This window comes from Methylotenera sp. (assembly GCF_029945535.1).
GTDB lineage: Bacteria > Pseudomonadota > Gammaproteobacteria > Burkholderiales > Methylophilaceae > Methylotenera.
Genome location: NZ_JAQSCU010000018.1, coordinates 176,997 through 195,981 on the forward strand (window position 1 = coordinate 176,997; position 18,985 = coordinate 195,981).

At 42.4% G+C, this 18,985-nt stretch carries 19 protein-coding genes; 11 read left to right on the top strand and 8 right to left on the bottom strand.

The window, feature by feature from the left end; all coding sequences use genetic code 11:
- The first annotated feature begins 194 nt into the window (after positions 1–194).
- The 3 genes from PSU72_RS12475 to PSU72_RS12485 all read left to right on the top strand — a co-directional run bounded on the left by PSU72_RS12475 (position 195) and on the right by PSU72_RS12485 (position 3,434).
- Entirely contained in the window at positions 195–1,028 is an 834-nt protein-coding gene (locus PSU72_RS12475) for a DUF6502 family protein (protein ID WP_300432916.1), read from the top strand.
- Positions 1,029–1,146: 118 nt separating this feature from the next.
- Positions 1,147–2,550, top strand: coding sequence for a DUF5666 domain-containing protein (locus PSU72_RS12480; protein ID WP_300432917.1), 1,404 nt, complete (start codon positions 1,147–1,149; stop codon positions 2,548–2,550).
- A 95-nt stretch (positions 2,551–2,645) separates the two neighbouring features.
- Positions 2,646–3,434, top strand: coding sequence for a hypothetical protein (locus tag PSU72_RS12485; RefSeq protein WP_300432918.1), 789 nt, complete (start codon positions 2,646–2,648; stop codon positions 3,432–3,434).
- Between the two features lie 64 nt (positions 3,435–3,498).
- On the opposite strand, the gene PSU72_RS12490 is transcribed toward PSU72_RS12485, so the two are convergent.
- Both PSU72_RS12490 and PSU72_RS12495 read right to left on the bottom strand, forming a co-directional pair.
- Positions 3,499–5,499 carry a cytochrome c3 family protein gene (locus PSU72_RS12490; protein ID WP_300432919.1) on the bottom strand — a complete coding sequence of 667 codons (2,001 nt, stop codon included), beginning with the start codon at positions 5,497–5,499 and terminating at the stop codon, positions 3,499–3,501.
- Positions 5,500–5,514: 15 nt separating this feature from the next.
- Positions 5,515–6,339: a hypothetical protein gene (locus PSU72_RS12495; RefSeq protein ID WP_300432921.1), complete on the bottom strand. Its 825-nt coding sequence runs from the start codon at positions 6,337–6,339 to the stop codon at positions 5,515–5,517.
- A gap of 209 nt (positions 6,340–6,548) precedes the next feature.
- Here PSU72_RS12495 and PSU72_RS12500 point away from each other — a divergent pair, with 209 nt between their 5' ends.
- The 3 genes from PSU72_RS12500 to fae all read left to right on the top strand — a co-directional run bounded on the left by PSU72_RS12500 (position 6,549) and on the right by fae (position 9,120).
- On the top strand, positions 6,549–7,856 hold the full coding sequence (locus tag PSU72_RS12500) for an NAD(P)-binding domain-containing protein (RefSeq protein WP_300432922.1): 1,308 nt from the start codon (positions 6,549–6,551) through the stop codon (positions 7,854–7,856).
- A gap of 50 nt (positions 7,857–7,906) precedes the next feature.
- Entirely contained in the window at positions 7,907–8,419 is a 513-nt protein-coding gene (locus PSU72_RS12505; RefSeq protein WP_300432923.1) for a TlpA disulfide reductase family protein, read from the top strand.
- A gap of 164 nt (positions 8,420–8,583) precedes the next feature.
- Entirely contained in the window at positions 8,584–9,120 is a 537-nt protein-coding gene (gene fae / locus PSU72_RS12510; protein WP_300432924.1) for a formaldehyde-activating enzyme, read from the top strand.
- A 6-nt stretch (positions 9,121–9,126) separates the two neighbouring features.
- Here fae and PSU72_RS12515 read toward each other — a convergent pair whose 3' ends face one another.
- The gene (locus tag PSU72_RS12515) at positions 9,127–11,052 is read right to left on the bottom strand and encodes an ATP-dependent DNA helicase (protein WP_300432925.1); all 1,926 of its coding nucleotides are present in this window, start codon (positions 11,050–11,052) and stop codon (positions 9,127–9,129) included.
- A 149-nt stretch (positions 11,053–11,201) separates the two neighbouring features.
- On the opposite strand from PSU72_RS12515, the gene PSU72_RS12520 reads away from it, so the two are divergent.
- Entirely contained in the window at positions 11,202–11,774 is a 573-nt protein-coding gene (locus PSU72_RS12520; RefSeq protein WP_300432927.1) for a C40 family peptidase, read from the top strand.
- 23 nt (positions 11,775–11,797) lie between these two features.
- Here the strand turns inward: PSU72_RS12520 and PSU72_RS12525 are convergent, their stop codons facing one another.
- Positions 11,798–12,097 carry a SelT/SelW/SelH family protein gene (locus PSU72_RS12525; RefSeq protein WP_300432929.1) on the bottom strand — a complete coding sequence of 100 codons (300 nt, stop codon included), beginning with the start codon at positions 12,095–12,097 and terminating at the stop codon, positions 11,798–11,800.
- Between the two features lie 147 nt (positions 12,098–12,244).
- On the opposite strand from PSU72_RS12525, the gene PSU72_RS12530 reads away from it, so the two are divergent.
- From PSU72_RS12530 to PSU72_RS12545, 4 genes are all read left to right on the top strand, one after another.
- Positions 12,245–13,774 carry a S41 family peptidase gene (locus tag PSU72_RS12530; RefSeq protein WP_300432930.1) on the top strand — a complete coding sequence of 510 codons (1,530 nt, stop codon included), beginning with the start codon at positions 12,245–12,247 and terminating at the stop codon, positions 13,772–13,774.
- 139 nt (positions 13,775–13,913) lie between these two features.
- Positions 13,914–15,095, top strand: coding sequence for a (Fe-S)-binding protein (locus PSU72_RS12535; RefSeq protein WP_300432932.1), 1,182 nt, complete (start codon positions 13,914–13,916; stop codon positions 15,093–15,095).
- A 15-nt stretch (positions 15,096–15,110) separates the two neighbouring features.
- Positions 15,111–15,740 (top strand): 2-polyprenyl-3-methyl-6-methoxy-1,4-benzoquinone monooxygenase, encoded by a 630-nt coding sequence (coq7, locus tag PSU72_RS12540; RefSeq protein ID WP_300432933.1) that lies wholly within the window; start codon positions 15,111–15,113, stop codon positions 15,738–15,740.
- 14 nt (positions 15,741–15,754) lie between these two features.
- Entirely contained in the window at positions 15,755–16,072 is a 318-nt protein-coding gene (locus tag PSU72_RS12545) for a DUF2322 family protein (RefSeq protein WP_300432934.1), read from the top strand.
- Positions 16,073–16,093: 21 nt separating this feature from the next.
- On the opposite strand, the gene PSU72_RS12550 is transcribed toward PSU72_RS12545, so the two are convergent.
- The 4 genes from PSU72_RS12550 to dacB all read right to left on the bottom strand — a co-directional run bounded on the left by PSU72_RS12550 (position 16,094) and on the right by dacB (position 18,971).
- On the bottom strand, positions 16,094–16,507 hold the full coding sequence (locus tag PSU72_RS12550) for a VOC family protein (protein WP_300432935.1): 414 nt from the start codon (positions 16,505–16,507) through the stop codon (positions 16,094–16,096).
- Complete coding sequence (locus PSU72_RS12555; protein WP_300432936.1) at positions 16,494–16,925, bottom strand: OsmC family protein; 432 nt, start codon at positions 16,923–16,925, stop codon at positions 16,494–16,496. Before PSU72_RS12555 ends, PSU72_RS12550 begins: the two co-directional genes overlap by 14 nt.
- Positions 16,926–16,981: 56 nt before the next feature.
- On the bottom strand, positions 16,982–17,476 hold the full coding sequence (locus PSU72_RS12560; protein ID WP_300432937.1) for an FKBP-type peptidyl-prolyl cis-trans isomerase: 495 nt from the start codon (positions 17,474–17,476) through the stop codon (positions 16,982–16,984).
- Positions 17,477–17,585: 109 nt separating this feature from the next.
- Positions 17,586–18,971 carry a D-alanyl-D-alanine carboxypeptidase/D-alanyl-D-alanine-endopeptidase gene (gene dacB / locus PSU72_RS12565; RefSeq protein WP_300432938.1) on the bottom strand — a complete coding sequence of 462 codons (1,386 nt, stop codon included), beginning with the start codon at positions 18,969–18,971 and terminating at the stop codon, positions 17,586–17,588.
- Positions 18,972–18,985 lie beyond the last annotated feature (14 nt).

An 18,985-nucleotide genomic window follows, 5' to 3' on the forward strand; every position in this document is an offset into this window, starting at 1 on the left:
TCATGCACACCAACGTATCGCCTTAAAAAGGCTTTGAACTTTAAATTCAATTGAGCGACTAAACAGTCTAAAAATACAATTTTTGTGTGAAATTTTCACACGAAAGCCAATAATACGTGTGACAAATTCACACGTCAACCACTTTGTGTAAAAAAATCCCACATATTTTTTCAATTATTTGTATAATTTAAACCATGACAAAGAACGCTGAAATTTCTTCTGATAACCCTATAAAGGAAAAAGTACTCACCGCTTTACAACGTGTAATGAAGCCGCTCGTCAGGCTGGCGCTGACGCAAGGCATTAACTATCAAATGCTGCTAGAAACATTGAAAATAGTCTTTGTACAGGTGGCTGAAGAAGAATTTAAATTATCGCAACGTGAACAAACTGATAGTCGAATCAGCTTACTTACGGGCTTGCATCGTAAAGATGTGCATCGATTACGCGACTTACCTGAAAGCACACAAACAACATCTCTTGTTACTTTGGGCTCTCAATTGGTTGGCTTGTGGATTAGTGACGCCGATTTTGTTGATGCCCAAGGCAAACCTAAGCCTTTAGCGCGCTTAGCAAGTGTAGGTGGTAACGTCTCTTTTGATCGCCTTGTTGCGCGCGTTAGCAAAGACATTCGCGCTAGACCTGTGCTTGATGAGTGGCTAAGAATTGGTGTTGCCTACATAGATGATCAAGATCGCGTATGTTTGAATAACGAAGCATTTGTGCCAAGCGAAGGCTTTGAAGAGAAATTATTTTTCTTCCAACAAAATATACATGACCATGCCGCTGCAACGGCGCATAATTTAATGAACTTAACTCCCCCTATGTTAGAACGTTGCGTCTATTACGACAGTCTGACATTAGAAGCTATTAGTGAATTAAAAGTGCTTGCAGAAAATCAAGGGATGACTGCGTTAAAGGCTGTCAATGCACGCGCCATTGAATTGCAGACTGAATCTCAAAACAATGCTGATGCAAACCAGCGCTTTACCTATGCATTGTATTTTTACCATGTGCAGAAGACTTAAGCGCTTCATTGCCACATGCGTTCTACCGCAGAAAAACAGTTCGAATTGACTAGATGAGTATGTTGCAACTCACTCCAAGTGCCAATTCAAACTTAAGTTAACTGAAGGATTAGTTAATATGAAAACTTACATTCACAACTTCATCGCTATCATCTTGACGATATTGTCGTTATCGGCAAATGCCAACCCTTGTGACGATGGCGGTATAGGCGGCACTGGCATGCCTTTAAGTCTTGGTACTGGCGGCATTGGTGGCACTGGCAACACTTCTGACAAATCTACAGGCATTGGTGGAACAGGCATTACCAGCGCGCAAGAAGGCATAGGCGGGACTGGCGTAACTAACAAAGGTATTGGTGGCACTGGTGTAGAAGCTGATAGTGGTATCGGCGGCACCGGTATTGTTGGCATCATCACAGGGTTTGGCAGTATCTGTGTGAACGGATTAGAAGTGCATTACTACAATGACACTCCTATGGATTTAGATGGTAAAAAAATCAGCAGTGATGCACTCGCTGTTGGTCAAGTAGTAGCTGTAAAGGCGCACGGAAAAGAACAGTCACTGATCGCTCATGAAATACATGCTTTCTATCAAGTGACTGGGCCGATTACTGCAATTGATCTTGTCGCTAAAAAAATAAAAGTCATGGACCAATCTATCAATGCAAATGACACTCAAATCAACAATATGAAAATCGGGCAATGGCTGAGTGTAAGCGGCTTACGCAGTGAAGATGGCAGTATTGAAGCCAGTCGTATCGATCAATCTACTGAGCGTAAAATTGCCAAATTAGTTGGTAATTTAAGTATGCAGGGCAATAATGCCTATATAGGTGGCACTAAAATAGACGGCATATCCAACATGAATAACAACCCAAATGCTGACGCTCGTTTAACAGGCGTTTGGGATGGTAGCACCTTTAATGTTAAGGATATGAAACCTGGGCCAGTAAGTGACTTGCTACAAAAGGTCGAAGTTTTCCACTTGCAAGGCATCGCTGGTAGTAATGTGACCAATGGGAAAGTCAAGCTTTCTGGGCAAACTGTAGCCGTGCCAGCTAATATCAAAATTCTTGGTAATAGCTCAACTAGCATAGCAGGCAAACCTATTGTCGCGCACGGCCAAGTAAAAGATGGCAAGGCAAAAGCGCAATCAATTGAATTGCGTCCGATGAAAACGGAGGTCAAAAATCGTATGGACCGTCCGGTAAATTCATCCCAATCTAATTCATCAGGGGAATCAGGCGAAAATACTAGCGCGAATGCAGTTAAAGCTACGGCCTCAAATAAAAGTGAAATTAAGCCTAAGAAAGCTGACAAAACCGAATTGTCTGACCGTGTTTATAAGCAAGAGCAAGTTGAAAAAGTAGAAAGGGCTGAGTCCATAGAGAGAGTCGAGACAGTTGAAAGGGTTGAGAGAGTGGAAACGCCGGAGAGAGTCGAGAAAGTTGAAAAGGTGGAGAGGGTAGAAACGCCTGATAGAGTCGAAAAAGTTGAAAGAGTGGAGAAGCGAGATGACTAAATTTTCTTCAAAGCATCGCATCGATGCAGCCAACTTAACTTGAAGCACTATTCATTAAAAAATTTAATCGTAGATGTACACAACAAAAATAAATTATGAACTACAAAATTAAACTCAAAATAACTAACCTACTCATTTCTACAATTAGCCTTTTGCCTTTAGCAAGTTATGCCGAAGGTAAATTAAGTTTAACTAGCGGCGTAGATTACAGCACTGGGAAATATGGACAATCTGAAGCGACAGACATTACTTACATTCCTTTTATTGCCAAGTATGATACTGGAAACACCACGCTAAAGCTGACTGTACCTTGGGTAAAAATAACTGGTCCAGGCGATGTGGTCGGCGGGAATACACCAATTGTAATAGGTTCGTCCAATCGCCCTATCACTACTGAATCCGGCTTAGGTGATATTGTATTTTCTGCTACTCAAACCATTGCACAATTCGGTGAGAGTAATCCGCTACTATTAGAATTAACAGGTAAAGTTAAATTTGCTACCGCCTCCAGTTCAAAGGGTTTAGGTACTGGCGAAAACGACTACACCGTAGAACTTGGTGCTTACAAATCAATCAATACCGCAGCAACTTTGTTTGGGGATATTGGCTATAAAAAACTAGGTGACCCCTCTGGCATTAATTTAAATAATGTTTGGTACGGATCAGTAGGGTTCGTTTATCAACTCAGCCCGGCCAACAGCGCTGGCATGATGGTGGATATTAGACAAGCAACAATGAATACCTCCCAGCCGTTAAGGGAACTCACGGTATTTTTAACGCATAAATTTAATGCAAATTACAAATTGCAAACTTACCTTACCACTGGCAATACTGATGCCAGCACTGACTTGGCTGGCGGTCTAATGTTAGGCTGGATGTTCTAACTTATCAAGTAGTAGTTATTTTAAAAACATAAGCAGAACACACTTTAACTATTGAAATAAAAACCTACCTAGACATCCCAGCACCCATTTTCAGAGCTGCCCAAGTGTTAGAAACGTGGCAACGTTCACACTGACGACCAAAACCTCCATCATGAACATCGTCTGATGAGTGACAATCCCCACACGTAACTGAGATCAGCAGCTTATGTCCTTTAGATGGGGTTCTGTGACACTCATAACAGCCTATGCCTTTATGACCACCATCAAGCTTAAATTTAGTTTTTTTATCATGATCAAAATCCCAAGCTTTCCAGTCTCGTGCGTTATGGCACGTTTCGCATGCGGGGCCTAACTTAAGCTTATGCACATCGTCTTTTGTGTGGCAGCTGATACATTCTGACTTCGCCGCTTTAAACTCTGCTGTCAGATGGCAACTCTTACAATCTACTTTAAAGTGTTTACCCAACAAAGGAAACTTCGATTTTGCATGATCAAATTTAGCATCCTTCCAAGATTTCGCGTTATGGCAATCTTCGCACTTATCACCCTCTTGCCCCTTATGCTTATCATCAGACTTATGACAACTAATACAGGTGCTTTTTACCTTACCTCTGTATAGGTTAGCTTTGTGGCAAGAATCACATTTAGTCGCTCTGTGTTTATCAAGCAATTTATACTTGGTGTCACGGTCATGATCAAAAATGAGCGTTTTCCAGGTTTTTTCTATGTGACAGGTTTCACATTTTTGATCATAACGACCCTTATGACCTTTACTATCATCATCTTTCTTGTGGCATGAGTAGCAATCAGTTTTCAGGTTTTGCCCATAAAGCTTGCCTTTATGACACTCAACACATTTAGTGTCCTTATGCTTTTCCTTAAGTGGATATTTAGTATCACGAGTATGGTCAAATTTACTAGGTAACTTCCAATCTTTAGCGGTATGGCAGCTCTCGCATTTCGTACCAAAATCGCCTTTATGACCTTTTGTATCGTCATCTTTTTTATGGCAGTCATTACACAATAGCGGCAATTTTTCCTGCATACCATTTTTGTGGCAGGTTTGACACTTAGCGTTTTTATGCTTATCTAGCAACGGGAATTTAGTATCGTTATGATCGAAGCCTGGCGTACTAGACCAACTCCTTTCTACATGGCATTTTTCACAGCGGTTGCCTAATGTACCTTCATGCTTATCATCGCCCTTGTGGCAAGCTACGCAACTAGTTGGCAATTTAAGTGAGGTTGCACTTGGCTTATGGCAACTTTCACACTTAGCAGTGGCATGTTTACCACGTAAAACGTAATGCGCATCTTTACCATGGTCAAAAGTGTCCTCTTTCCAATCTTTAGCGGTATGACAGTTTGTACATTTCTGGCCTAAAGTGCCTTTATGTTTGTCATCTTTTTTATGACAGGAATAACAATCTTTAGGCGCTTCTTTATATTTCTTAGACTTATGACACTCATCACATTTAACGTCCGCATGCTTACCTTCTAGCGCAAAATCTGATTTGTTATGGTCAAACTTTTCTCGTGTTTCTTTCCAGCTCTTCTCATTGTGACAACTCTCACAATCTACACCTAGCGTACCGTCGTGCTTATCATCTTTTTTATGGCAAGCATTACAAGCGTTTGGCGCATCACGATATTTGACTTTAGGTTTGTGGCATTCTTTACATTCTGTTTTAGTAGCATCAGCATGGGCGCCCTTTAGCTCAAAATCAGTTTGTGAGTGTTTGAAGGTTTTTTCATTGATAGGTGCGATTTGCGCCGCACGGCCTTTATGCTCGGTATGACACTCTACACAATTACGTGATTCTTTTAGCTTTCCGTGTAAGCCTTTCTTTTGCGCGACATCTTTATTAATGTCTTTGTGGCAATCTTTGCAAAGCTGATTCTGGCCTTCTTTATCAAACTTTTTATGACACTGCTTACAATCATCTTCCCACTTAAGATGCCCTTGAATCACCTTGCCTGGCATCATCACAGACTCAAGCGTATCAGCCCCTGCATTAAATGAAAGTAAGAAAGCCAACACAAAAAGACTAATTAAACGCAGCATTAATTATCGGCCTTGCTAGTACATGTGTACCCAAATAACATGAAATATCGCGCTAGCCACCATCATGTACATCAACGGTATATGTAAAATATGCCACGCAGAAAATATCTGTTCGAATTTTTTAAATTGCGCAACCGTTTGTATCTGAATCAAATACTGGCTAACTAATGAAGACGCCTCTTTCGCAACGTCATTCATCTGCTTTGGCGCCATTACTTTGTATATATACCGTTTACATTGCCAAGCGATATACATGCGACGCATATCAAAAGTCAAAAAGAACCAAACCCCTTCAAAGAATCCGCGTTTTTTCTCTAAAGCCAAACATTCAAAATAAGTAATTTTTTTTTCTACTTTTGGCAAAAAGTGCAATTTAGACTTCACACCGTCTGAACTACCTGCCAGCTCATCTCTCGCCTCTTTCAAGCTAGAACGACTGCCGTATAAGCCTCTATGTATACGAGTATAGGCAAACCTACCAATTAAGCCGCTGCTTGCCACCACTACCATGCAGTAAAAAGCGATCGTTGCATTCATAGACCCCAAACGGAAAGTAGTATGAAACAGCACTAGTACTGGGCCTAATACCCCTAAAATCATGTGAACTCTGAACCAATATTTAAGCTTTCCTAATCCTTGCATAAACTTGATGTGTTTGCGAAAAGAATACATCAGTAGCGTCAGCATCATCAAACCACCCATCAGACCCAAGTTATAACCCAAACCTGTACCTGGTTTATAGTAGTTTCCATGTGCAATTTTCCATCCAAGCCTAGTGAGAGCAAGCACTGAAGCCACCATGACAAGCTGATTTAACCCATGTCCAATCTTATTTAACAATACAACTCCTTATCTAAAAGATGTCATGCAAAGCTCATTAAAATGCTTTGCAGTCACTATAATACCTCTCAAAAAGTTTGACGTGTGAAATTTTCACACATAATATAGCTAAAGTTATTGTTTTACTCAATAATCAAACAAACAAATCAATAATTTTTTAATGTAACAAATCTACCTCGGGGTTAATCTTCAAAGTAACGAAACTAGACATGTCAAACATCACCTTAACTTTATACCTTGCACCATTTCTTTTGGTATTGACGCTTTATATAGCTCGTCAGAGAACACTTAACCGACGCGGCCGTGAGCGCTTACATGAAGCCAGAGAATCTGGCTTAACCGAGCCGGCATCAATTCATCCGGTCATCAATTTAACAAAATGTTGCGGATCTGGCGCTTGTGTAAAAGCATGCCCTGAAAAAGCACTGAGTTTAATTAGAGGCAAAGCCGTACTCACAGACCCTACCCATTGCATAGGGCATGGTGCCTGCTTGGAAGCATGCCCAGTAGAGGCAATTCAATTAGTATTTGGTACTGAAAAACGCGGAATGGATATTCCTTTTGTATCTCCAACCTTTGAAACTAATGTCTCGAATATTTTCATTGCTGGAGAGTTAGGTGGCATGGGCTTGATTCGTAAGGCAGCAATACAAGGTAAACAAGCGATTGATTCCATTCTCACCAAAAAGAATGAGGGTAATAATTACGATGTCATCATTGTGGGTGCTGGCCCCGCTGGCTTGTCTGCCACGCTTGCCGCCAAAGAGCAAAAGCTTAAATATTTAACGATCGAACAAGAAGTTAGTTTGGGTGGTGCCATTTTCAAATATCCACGAAATAAAGTGGCAATGACTCAACCCGTCACTTTGCCAATAATTGGAAAAGTAGAGATGTATGACATCAGCAAAGAGGAATTGCTTGGCTTTTGGTTACGTGTATTAAAAGAACAAGAGCTTAATGTTAACTTCAGCGAGCGTATGGAAAGCGTTCATAAAACAGATACAGGTTACGAAGTTAAAACATCAACAAACACATACCAAACAGCAAATGTTTTACTCGCAATCGGCCGACAAGGTACGCCACGCAGGCTAGGAGTTTCAGGTGAAGATCAAGCCAAAGTAGTTTATCGACTAATAGACCCAGAACAATATCGCGGGCAACATATATTAGTGGTAGGTGGCGGAGATAGCGCCATTGAAGCTGCAATTGCACTATCAGATCAACCAGATACGAATGTCACCTTATCGTATCGTAGCGAAGCATTTGGTAGAGTCAAAGCTAAAAATAGAGATAGACTTGCCCAAGCTGAAGCCTCAAATCAAATTAACGTAGAGTTAAAATCAAACGTTCAAGAAATTCGTTTGGACTCTGTCGTCATGGAGCTAGCCGATAAAGAAGTTGTGGAAATTCCGAATACCGCTGTCATCATTTGCGCAGGAGGCGTTCTGCCTACCCAATTTCTGAAAGAAATCGGTGTCATGGTAGAAACTCACCACGGCAAACCTGTTCGTAGTTAGATTGTTATACAAAACTCAAAGCATCAAACTAAAAAGGACTGCAAAAGTTGATGAAGTTAAGTATTTTTATTTTAAGCATGTTATTAAGCATTAGCAATAATGCCTTTGCTAACACTCCGGGCGAAGTTGCTATTGGGAACTACCTGCCAGATGCCACACTGAATGGTTTTTCAGGAAACACGAAGAAATTCTCGTCATATCGCGGCAAACCGCTCATTATCAATGTTTGGGCTAGCTGGTGCGGTCCATGTAGAGAAGAAATCGGTTCGCTAGAGCGCCTATCACGCCGTTTCGGTGGCAAGCAGATTAACGTCATTGGCATTTCAACAGATGATGATGCCAGTGCTGCAGCCGCATTTATCAAAGATTCAAAACTAACATTTACAAACTATCTTGATAGTCATGTACGGCTAGAAAACTTGCTTGGTGCGAATACTATCCCACTCACGATATTGGTTGATGAGCGTGGACGCGTCATCGAAAAAGTACGCGGCTTTCAAGAGTGGGATAACCCAGGAACCATTAAGTTTATCAACCAAAAATTACACCTGAAATTGAAATAGTGTCGTTATCACACGTGCCATAAAGCACCTCTATTTCAGCTTATTTAGTTGAACTTTTTATCTAATTTTTCATCTTAATATATGAGTAACTGGTTTACACAATCAGCTACTTAACGATTTTTTATGATTGCTCAAAAGGCAAAAATTAAAAAGGAGAGAAAGCCATGAAAACATTAAAAATCAATAAAGTACTCGTTGGCGAAGCTCTAGTAGGCGAAGGCAATGAAGTAGCCCATGTTGACCTCATCATTGGTCCAAGAGGTAGCGGTGCAGAAACAGCTTTTTGTATCGCATTAACCAATCAAAAGCGCGGTGACAACTCTTTACTTTCTGTTATTGCACCTAACCTCATGACCAAACCCCCAACCGTCATGTTCAACAAAGTCGACATTAAGAATGCCAAACAAGCTGTACAAATGTTTGGTCCTGCGCAGTGCGGCGTTGCGGCTGCGGTTGCTGATAGCGTTAGGGAAGGCGTAATTCCTTTAGAAGAAGCAAACGATCTATTTATATGTGTGGGTGTTTTCATACATTGGGACGCTGAAGACAATGCGAAAATTCAAGATTGGAATTATGCGGCCACTAAATTAGCCCTTAAACGAGCCGTTTTAGGGGAGCCACTTCCATCTGAAGTTATTGCTCAAGAGCAGGTTGTACATCATCCTCTCGCAGCGCATGACTATAAAAAAGGTGGTTTCTAAATCTAATTAGGCAAAAAACGCTTGCACATCCGTCAGCGCCCTAGTGCGTTTGAACGGAGGCAAGCTTTGCCATATCCTTTTACCATAAGATTTTGTGATTAATCGCGGATCGCAAATCATTAATACGCCGCGGTCATTTTCATCGCGAATCAAACGTCCTGCACCCTGCTTCAAGGTGATGACGGAGTAAGGTAACTGATATTCCATAAAGGCATTTTTACCTTCCGCATTCAATTTATCTACGCGCGCAGACAATACGGGGTCATCTGGCGGTGCGAACGGCAACTTATCAATAATGACCACACTTAACGCTTCACCACGTACATCTACGCCTTCCCAAAAGCTTTGTGAACCAACCAGCACAGCGTTACCCAGCTTGCGAAAGCGGTCTAATAATTCAGTGCGAGAGCTTTCACCTTGCAGTAATAACGGGCTTTCTATGCCATTTTCAATAAACTCTTCTTTTAATAAAGCATGAATCTCTCGCATGGCGCGCAAGCTCGTAGACAGTACAAAAGCACGACCACCACTGGCTTGCAAGACAGGCAGCGCTGCAGCAACTACGCTAGCGGTGTAAGAAGGGCTATTGGGGTCAGGCATCTCCGCTGGCACATAGAACAGAGCTTGCTCTTGATAATTGAACGGGCTTTCCCAGTAGCCTGTTTTGGCATCCTGCAAACCCATGCGCTCCAAATAGTGACTAAAGTCACTTTTCACAGCTAGCGTCGCAGAGGTGAATATCCAAGCGCGAGGTTGTGCATTCAGTTGTTTGCCAAAGCCTTCCGCCACACTTAACGGCGTAGCGTGTAGTTGCACAGAATGTGTAAATACTTCAACCCAACGTACTAAATTATTATTTTCTGCAGTCTGCCAACGGCGAAATAAATCATATAAAGCCTCACTCCGCTGCCAACACTTTTCTAGCAAAGGGTCGCGTGCCGCCTGAGTTTCAAGCACTGTCGCTAAAGCTCGCAATTGACTTTTCATATGGTCAAAGGCTTCTTCAAAGCCTTTTAGTGCTAAGACTTTTTGTACAGGCAAGCGCGAACCTTCATAAGCGAAAACCAACCTGAAATCTTTAGCTGACTTTTCAAGCGCAGGAATCGCGTTACCCAGCGCCACGCAGTCTTTAGCCAGTGTTAAATGTGCAGTAGTGCAATCTCGCGCCAACTCAAGCAACTGACTGGTGGAAACGTCTTCGCCAAAGAATAACCCTGCAACCTCTGGCAATTGATGCGCCTCATCAAAAATCACCGTGTTTGCAGTTGGTAGTAATTCAGCAATACCCTCGTCACGCAGCATTACATCGGCAAAAAACAGATGGTGATTCACCACCACCACATCCGCCTCTAGCGCCTTCTTGCGGGCCTCCATCACAAAGCATTCTTTATAATAAGCGCAATCACCGCCCAAACAATTGTCGCGCGTGGAGGTCACGCTCGCCCAAATCATGGCGTTTTCTGGCACAGAGTTAAGCTCGCTTTTATCGCCAGTTTTGGTGTTTTCAGCAAAGGTCTTAATCACATGCACGTATTTGGCATCTTCACGCGAGGCAAAGCGCCCTTCTTGCTCAGCGCGTTCAAGATGATAATGACACACATAGTTGGCGCGCCCTTTGAGCATCGCCACGGTAACAGGCACTTTGAGTGCATCACGCACATTAGGCAAATCACGGCTATACAGCTGATCTTGCAGGTTCTTCGTACCGGTAGAAATAATGACCTTGCCGCCCGTGAGCAGCGCAGGTACTAAATAGGCAAAAGTTTTTCCTGTACCAGTACCCGCTTCAGCAACTAGCTGGGTGTTATTTTCAATAGCATCGCCAATCGCCAGCGCCATTTCTAGCTGCTGCGTACGTTCACTATAGCCATCGATATGCTTAGCTAAGGTGCCGTCTTTCTCAAAAACTTGGCGTATGGATTGTTCACTCATAAGAGCTTTGATTATCCCACGACTTAGCGTTTTTTATGGGATGTTTTATGCTTAAACTTGATGCTTAACGGTGAGTTTTATTTTAACGAAAATTCTTTTAAATCAGCCGTCATTTGCTTTTTTTGTTTATATTCTTATAATTAGCGCACATGCAAAAATTTATCAGTCATTTTATGTTGTGCTTAATGTTGGTTTTAGCCACCTCTTCGTGTGCCACAGCTGACACAATTGCAGGCAATGAAGCTATGCCGACTGACGAGCAAGCCGCCTTATCCGCGCGTTCAGAAGGTGAAGTTCCGGAAAAATGGTCTGCTCGCGCAAGTGAAGTGCTGATGAACGCGCTAAGTTTAAGTGGAATTCGCTATCAATACGGTGGCAATTCGCCAGATACCGGTTTTGATTGCAGCGGCTTTGTGCGTTATGTGTTTAAGCAGGCCACCAGTTTAAGCCTCCCTCGCTCAGCGCTGGCTATGAGTCAGCTAGGTAAGTCTGTACGCAAAAATGATCTCCAACCAGGCGACTTGGTATTTTTCAATACGCTTAAATCAGCTTTTTCACATGTTGGCATTTATGTGGGAAATAACCGCTTTATTCATTCGCCTCGCAGTGGTGGTGTAGTGAGAGTCGAAAACTTAGAAGCCGATTACTGGGCTAAACGCTACAATGGCGCTCAACGTATTGATGCAGACAAAGACGCTACGACCATTAAAGCCGCTAATTAATATAGCACTGGTTAACTCTATATCTATTGGTTTAGATCTGTGGGTTTAGGCTTATCGCTGTGACCCAAATCCCGCTCTGGGTCTATGCAATCTCTCACCAATTGTTTGACTTCTTTAGCCTCAGGAAAGCGACCCGCTTCTTTGCGAGAAAAAAGCAGTTTTTGATTCAAACTAATCTCAAAAATACCATTACTGCCTGGCTTTAAAGTCACTCCAGCCAAATCCTGCTCAAACGTTGTCAATAGCTCTTGTGCCAACCAAGCAGCACGCAAAAGCCAACGGCATTGTGTGCAATAAGTAATTTCAATGTTGTACGTAGTCAATTTAGCTGTCCTTACTGTTATACTTTAATTTGGGTTTGGTTATTGAAGTTAAGTTTAATTATTATTGTAGTTGCTTGATAAACTTGGAACTATTAAAGCTCAGTTTGTCATATAACTCGTTGCGTCATTAATTTGTGGGAATTTTAAATGCAAGCTAAAAATAAACATCGGGGGTTTACTAAAGTTGCTTTAGTAGGCTCTGGCTTAATCCTTGGTCTGATGCTTAGTCTAACATATTCAGCCGTTGCTGAAAAAATGACTAAACAACAATTTCCAATAGATGACTTACGTGCGTTTGCAGAAGTATTCGGCAAAATTAAAAGTGACTATGTAGAACCTGTTGAAGATAAAAAATTAATTTCTGAAGCTATCAGCGGCATGCTGACAGGCTTAGATCCGCATTCCACTTATATGGATCCTGACGCATTTAAAGATATGCAAGCGGCAACGCAAGGTGAATTTGGTGGCTTGGGTATTGAAGTGGGCATGGAAGATGGCCTTGTTAAAGTAGTGTCACCTATTGAAGATTCCCCTGCTTTTGCTGCTGGCATCAAAAGTGGCGACTTAATCATGAAGCTAGATGACACGCCAGTAAAAGGTTTGAGCTTAAATGATGCGGTAAAACGTATGCGTGGCAAACCAGATACATCGATTGTGTTAACCGTTTTACGTAAAAATGAGCCTAAACCACTTACATTTACGCTAGTTCGCGCCATTATCAAAAATAAAAGCGTTAAATACAAAATGACTGAGCCTGGTTATGCTTACGCTCGCGTTACACAATTCCAAGAACATACTGGTGAAGATTTAGCCAAAGCCATTAAAACCATGCATGACGAAAACAAAGGTCCATTTAAAGGCTTTGTTTTAGATTTACGTAACGATCCAGGCGGTTTATTAAATGGTGCTGTTGGTGTATCTGCAGCATTCTTACCAAAAGATACTTTGGTGGTGTACACAGAGGGCCGTGCTGCAGATTCTAAAATGAAGTTAACAGTGAATGCTGAAAACTACGTCAGTAGCAGCACTACTAATGACTATATGAGGAAAAATAATCTCAATCCGAATAATCCATTAAGTTATGCACGTGCAATCGCTGATAACGACTACATTAACGACTTGCCTGCTGACCTTAAGACCGTGCCTATGGTGGTGCTGATTAATGCGGGATCTGCTTCAGCTTCTGAGATCGTAGCTGGCGCCTTGCAAGATCATAAACGTGCAACATTAATTGGCATCAGAAGCTTCGGTAAAGGTTCTGTGCAAACCATTATGCCGATGAACAATGGCGCGGCTATCAAGCTAACAACTGCGCGTTACTTCACGCCAAAAGGTCGTTCGATTCAAGCTAAAGGCATCGATCCTGACTACATCGTTGATGATGGTACCGATCAGTCATATAACATTCATGAAGCTGATTTAACGGGTCATTTGTCTAACCCTAAAGATCCGCAAGCTGGTGTAAAAAAATCTGAAACAACAACACCTGCAAAAGACGTTGCTAAAGATAAGCTGAACGAGAAAAAATATGCCGAGCCTACTGGCCCAATTGAACCAGCGAGCAAAGAAGATTTACAATTTGCTCAGGCTATGAATTTTCTTAAAGGCAAACCAGTTGTAGTGGCTGAGCCAGCTAAAGTTGAGGCCGCTAAAGTGGATGTGCCCGCCACTAAATAGCGCTCTTTAGTACTAAACTAATCCGCCTTTATAATGAGGGCGGATTTTTTACGCCTACTAGCTTTTTAATTAGCTTTCCAGATACATTTTCTAATGCTTGCTTACACCAAGTATACATTGCAAGGCTTATAATAAGAGCATGACTTTATCTATAAAAGAATTGATTGTAGAAGCAGACCGTTGCGTGGCCTGCGGCTTATGTTTGCCGCATTGCCCAACCTACAGAAAAACTGGCTCGGAGGCTGATTCTCCACGCGGTCGTATTCAATTGATGCGTGCCGTGGCGCAAGAAATTTTACCGAACAATGTCCGCTTTAATGAACATATCGATTTATGTTTAAGTTGCCGCAGCTGTGAATCTGCTTGCCCAAATAACGTGAATTACGGTGCGCTAGTCGACACTACCCGCGCACTATATATTCCGAAAAAAAGTCCATTTTCAGCACTGGTGAAAGCATTCATACGAAACCGTTTTCTCGCCAATGCGTTCGTTTGGCTGATTTGGTTCATTCAAAAATTCGGCCTTTTCAGCTTACTGAAACGTATCAATCCTGCGGCTAAAGTATTACCAGTGGTTGAAAAACCAGTGACATGGAAAAGTCTTTATCCAGCCAATAGCGAGAAAAAAGGTGCAGTTAGTCTATTTTTAGGCTGTGCAGGTAATGCGCTTGATACACATACATTGCAAGCCAGCATTCAAGTACTAAACCAACTGGGCTATGACGTACATATTCCAGCGCAGCAAACCTGCTGCGGCGGCATAGCCAGACAAATGGGCGACGCTGAAGAATCCAGTAAATTAGTCGCACTGAATCAAAACAGCTTCGATGCAAACTTGCCAATATTAACGACTGCTAGCGGCTGTGGCGCAGGGCTCAATGACTATTTACCCACCCATAAAATTCAAGACATCAGCGCCTTCTTAATGGCATGTGACTGGACTAATGTTGACGTTAATCCGCTTAATGAACAAATTTATGTGCAAGACCCATGCACATTAAGAAACGTACAAAAAAGTCACCAAGCGGTTTACAGCTTGCTTAAAAAAATCCCCAATGCCACGGTGACTGCACTTGCAGGTAATGGTCAATGCTGTGGCGGCGCAGGCGCTTACATGCTGACCCAAAGTGAGATGGCTAATAACTTATTGGATGATAAATTAAACGCGATTAGCGCTAATAATGTTGCGATACTCGCGACGTCAAACATTGGCTGCAGCTTGCATATAGCCAATGGATTGCGTGAGAAAAATCTAACCGTTTCTGTGATGCACCCTATTCAAATAATTGCCAAACAAATGAGGCCTGTGCGCCAAGTTTGAGCGTAAACTATCATTATGCTAAATAGATTCGATACACTGATTACTGAGTTTGATACGGGTTTACGCACCTTGCTTGCGAAACCTCACAGCGTACGGACTCATCCAGATGCAAATATTGCCGAAGCGGATTTAACCGAGACTGAAAAGAAGCAAGCTGGTGCATTAATGCGAGTGAACCATACTGGTGAAGTCTGCGCACAAGCCTTGTACAGCGGGCAATCATTAACCTCAAAAAGTGCAGAAACTACCGCTGCTCTAAAACAGGCTGCGCATGAAGAAACTGAGCATTTAGCTTGGTGTGAATCGCGGATCACTCAACTAGGTAGCCACACTAGCCTGCTCAATCCTTTGTTTTATTTGGGCTCGTTTAGCTTAGGCGCAATTGCTGGTGCAGTAGGCGACAAATGGAGTTTAGGATTTGTAGAAGAAACTGAAAAACAAGTAGGCGCGCACTTAGCCGGCCATCTTGAAAAACTGCCGCAAACCGACCAGAAAACGCGTAAAATCATTGAGCAAATGCAAGAAGATGAAGCCAAACATGCGAGTGAGGCTAAGCAGCACGGCGCGGCAGAGCTTCCCGCTCCAGTAAAGTTTTTAATGAAACAAGTTTCAAAATTGATGACAACATCAAGTTATTATTTATAAAAGGTAAGTATTCAATGCAAAAATTCAGTGACGTTTTACAAACTCTAGACGATGCCTCGCATGTGCAACGTATTGAGCTTTTTAATAGCGATGGTAGCTCGGCAGGGACGATTGAAAATAAGCCAGGCAGCCAAGGTTCAGTAAAGGTGTATTACCACCTGTTTCGTATGTATGGAGAAATTTCTCTAGATGCGGCTGTAGAAGGCTTAAGTTTATTTGCTGAGCACAGTGCAGATGCTGAAAACTGCCCAGGCAAACATCCCAACGTAGATAGATTACTTAATCTTTTAGAAGACGAACAACCGTTGACTGTTAAAGTAACTGAGAAATAAAGTTAGTTTTAAGGTAAGGTTTTAATTAAGACTCTTAGTAATGGGTGGATGGTAAATAAGTTCTAGCAAATGCCCCACCGCATCTAGGCAGTAAAAACCTCGAGACCCATCTCGATGCGTTTTAGGCGACTCAGTAATTTTGACGCCGCTTTTCACAAAATAATCGTACCAACCATCTACATCTTCAATAGAATTTAGCACAAAGCCTATATGGTCCAGCCGCTGTTGTGCTTGCGGTACATAATCAACACGATGCAAAGCAAGTACATCACCTTGATTAGTCAGATACACATTATCTGCGTCTGGCTGCCATTCAATTTGCATGCCCATCATGTCGACATAAAAACTGACGCAAACTTCGAGTTCTTTAACAAACAAAGCCACATGCCTGATGCCGAGCATGCCTCCCGGCATTTTAGCTTCAGGCTTGAGCATGTGCTGTAGGTCTTATTTCAAAATCATGTGTAATTTCTACGCTTTTGCTGAGCATAATAGAAGCTGAGCAGTATTTTTCAGCCGATAGTTTTACAGCGCGTTCCACTTGAGTTTCGTTCAGGTTATCGCCAGTCACCACGAAATGCACGTGAATTTTGGTAAACACTTTCGGAATTTCATCAGCGCGAGTTGCGTCAATTTCGGCCACGCATGCCGCAATCGGTTGGCGCGCTTTTTTAAGAATGGCGACCACATCAAACGATGTGCAAGCACCCATGCCAATTAACAACATTTCCATAGGACGCATGCCAATATTGCGCCCACCATTTTCAGGTGCGCCATCCAGCACAACCGCATGGCCAGTTTCAGACTCGCCGACAAAACTAACGCCATCTATCCATTTAATTGTTACGTGCATTTTTTCTCCTGTAGGGGTGCAATTTAATCACCCCTACAATATTATTTAACGGCTAATTACTTAACGTCTAATAATTCAACATCAAAGATTAAGTCTGCATTTGGAGGAATCGCGCCACCAGCTCCACGCGCACCATAACCCATTTCTGACGGAATCACTAAAGTACGTTTGCCACCGATTTTCATACCCGCAAAACCTTCATCCCAACCTTGAATCACTTGACCACCACCTAAGAAAAATACGAAAGGTTGTTTGCGATCTAAGCTGCTATCAAACTTTTTGCCTTTGTGGCCTTCTGCCGCTGCGTCATATAACCAGCCTGTGTAATGCACGGTAACGTTAAAGCCTGGCTCAGCTTCGCGGCCTGTACCAACTTGTGTATCAATTTTTTGTAATTCTGTAATTTTCGCAGTCATTTCTGGGGTTCCTTTTGTCGAAGCTACTTGAGTTGAAGCTTCCTGAGTTGATGTTTTAGGTGCTGTTGATTCAGCTTTACAGGCGCCAAGTGAAAGCACACATACGCTTGCAAGCAAAAAGTTGAATAATTTCATTATGTAACCTTAAAGTTAAAAATTAGCTTAAATAAACTTAGCGATATGATACCGCAAACTTAAGCAAGTTCCTTCATTACTAAGCTCCCACCTTGACCAAGCGCAGTCATTAAGGCTGCTGATACACCCATTCAATCAGGGCGTCTTGTGCATTTTTACTTGCTGCCGCTTTAGGATGATTGACCAACATCACTAGCACATGGCGATGATTATTCGCATCTAATACATAGCCTGCGATGCTACTCACACCGTCTAGCGACCCAGTTTTAAGGTGAGCCCGACCGTTTGATGCGCTATCATTGAGACGTTTTTTTACAGTACCATCGATTGCCAATATGGGTAATGAAGCGATGAACTCTGGCATGACCGGGCTATTGTAAGTACTGACTAACATTTTGCCTAAATGTTCTGCACTAATGCGTTCAATGCGCGATAATCCTGAGCCATTTTCAATGACCAACTCATCGAACTTGGTACCTTTATCAGCCAGCCAGGTTTTAAGTGCAGTTGCGCCTTTTACTTCATTCGCAGGAACACCCACTTTTTCAGCCGCCAATGTTAGCAACAACTGACGCGCCATTAAGTTATTGCTCCATTTATTAATATCGCGCACCACATAAGCCAATGGGTCAGAAAACTGTTCCAGCACCTTTACCGCACTACTTGGTACTTCTTGTACTTTTAGCTGACCAGTAAAGCTTCCGCCTAATTCACACCACAGTTTTTTGAAGGTATAAAAAGCATACTTTTCGTCATCAAATACACTTAACTCCAAATAACGCTCCCCGCAATCTGGCGAGAAAGTCCCATTAAAAGTCACTGTCGTGCCACTTGCGTTAGGTTTAATGACATAGCCAAATCGGCTACGCCAATCTCCACAAGCGCCTTGCACCAGCTTCATATTATTCACAATTTGAATTTCGTTTAATTCAAACTCTTGGTCAATGCTTACGCTGGAGTCAGTCGCGATAAACTTAAAGCTGGTGTTACGCCCATTCACTAAAAATGCGCTGGGTTCAGCGTTATAGGCGCGCCAAGTTTCGTCATCAAACGTTTTTTTATTGGCGACATCCTTAGCAAAATAGCTTTTATCAATCACTAAATCACCTTTGATTTCTTTGATACCAGCCTGCTGCAAACTCATCAACATGCGCCAAAAGTCTTGCGCTTTAAAACCAGGGTCACCATAAGCTTTAATCATTAAGTTGCCCTGGAGCACGCCGTTAACTACATCGCTGTCGCGATACACTTCAGTTTTCCAACGGTACGCGGGAGTTAGCAAATCAAGTGCTGCATTGGTGGTGACTAACTTCATCACAGATGCTGGGTTCATGCTTTTATCGGCATTATGGCTAAGCGTTGCGTTATTGCTTTCGACAGACTGCACATAAACCGCTACATTTTTTGCTGGTATCCCTGCAGCTTTAAGCGCACTTGCAACAGAGGCAGGGAGTTCAGCGTGGGCTGAAAAACTAAGTAATAGTAATAGCGCCATTACTGTAGATCGGA

Excerpts from the sequence above, each read along its gene's own strand:
- PSU72_RS12475 (WP_300432916.1), top strand. The coding sequence starts at position 195 with ATGACAAAGAACGCTGAAATTTCTTCTGATAACCCTATAAAGGAAAAA.
- PSU72_RS12480 (WP_300432917.1), top strand. The coding sequence starts at position 1,147 with ATGAAAACTTACATTCACAACTTCATCGCTATCATCTTGACGATATTG.
- PSU72_RS12485 (WP_300432918.1), top strand. The coding sequence starts at position 2,646 with ATGAACTACAAAATTAAACTCAAAATAACTAACCTACTCATTTCTACA.
- PSU72_RS12490 (WP_300432919.1), bottom strand. The coding sequence starts at position 5,499 with ATGCTGCGTTTAATTAGTCTTTTTGTGTTGGCTTTCTTACTTTCATTT.
- PSU72_RS12500 (WP_300432922.1), top strand. The coding sequence starts at position 6,549 with ATGTCAAACATCACCTTAACTTTATACCTTGCACCATTTCTTTTGGTA.
- PSU72_RS12505 (WP_300432923.1), top strand. The coding sequence starts at position 7,907 with ATGAAGTTAAGTATTTTTATTTTAAGCATGTTATTAAGCATTAGCAAT.
- fae (WP_300432924.1), top strand. The coding sequence starts at position 8,584 with ATGAAAACATTAAAAATCAATAAAGTACTCGTTGGCGAAGCTCTAGTA.
- PSU72_RS12515 (WP_300432925.1), bottom strand. The coding sequence starts at position 11,052 with ATGAGTGAACAATCCATACGCCAAGTTTTTGAGAAAGACGGCACCTTA.
- PSU72_RS12520 (WP_300432927.1), top strand. The coding sequence starts at position 11,202 with ATGCAAAAATTTATCAGTCATTTTATGTTGTGCTTAATGTTGGTTTTA.
- PSU72_RS12530 (WP_300432930.1), top strand. The coding sequence starts at position 12,245 with ATGCAAGCTAAAAATAAACATCGGGGGTTTACTAAAGTTGCTTTAGTA.
- PSU72_RS12535 (WP_300432932.1), top strand. The coding sequence starts at position 13,914 with ATGACTTTATCTATAAAAGAATTGATTGTAGAAGCAGACCGTTGCGTG.
- coq7 (WP_300432933.1), top strand. The coding sequence starts at position 15,111 with ATGCTAAATAGATTCGATACACTGATTACTGAGTTTGATACGGGTTTA.
- PSU72_RS12545 (WP_300432934.1), top strand. The coding sequence starts at position 15,755 with ATGCAAAAATTCAGTGACGTTTTACAAACTCTAGACGATGCCTCGCAT.
- PSU72_RS12550 (WP_300432935.1), bottom strand. The coding sequence starts at position 16,507 with ATGCTCAAGCCTGAAGCTAAAATGCCGGGAGGCATGCTCGGCATCAGG.
- PSU72_RS12555 (WP_300432936.1), bottom strand. The coding sequence starts at position 16,925 with ATGCACGTAACAATTAAATGGATAGATGGCGTTAGTTTTGTCGGCGAG.
- PSU72_RS12560 (WP_300432937.1), bottom strand. The coding sequence starts at position 17,476 with ATGAAATTATTCAACTTTTTGCTTGCAAGCGTATGTGTGCTTTCACTT.
- dacB (WP_300432938.1), bottom strand. The coding sequence starts at position 18,971 with ATGGCGCTATTACTATTACTTAGTTTTTCAGCCCACGCTGAACTCCCT.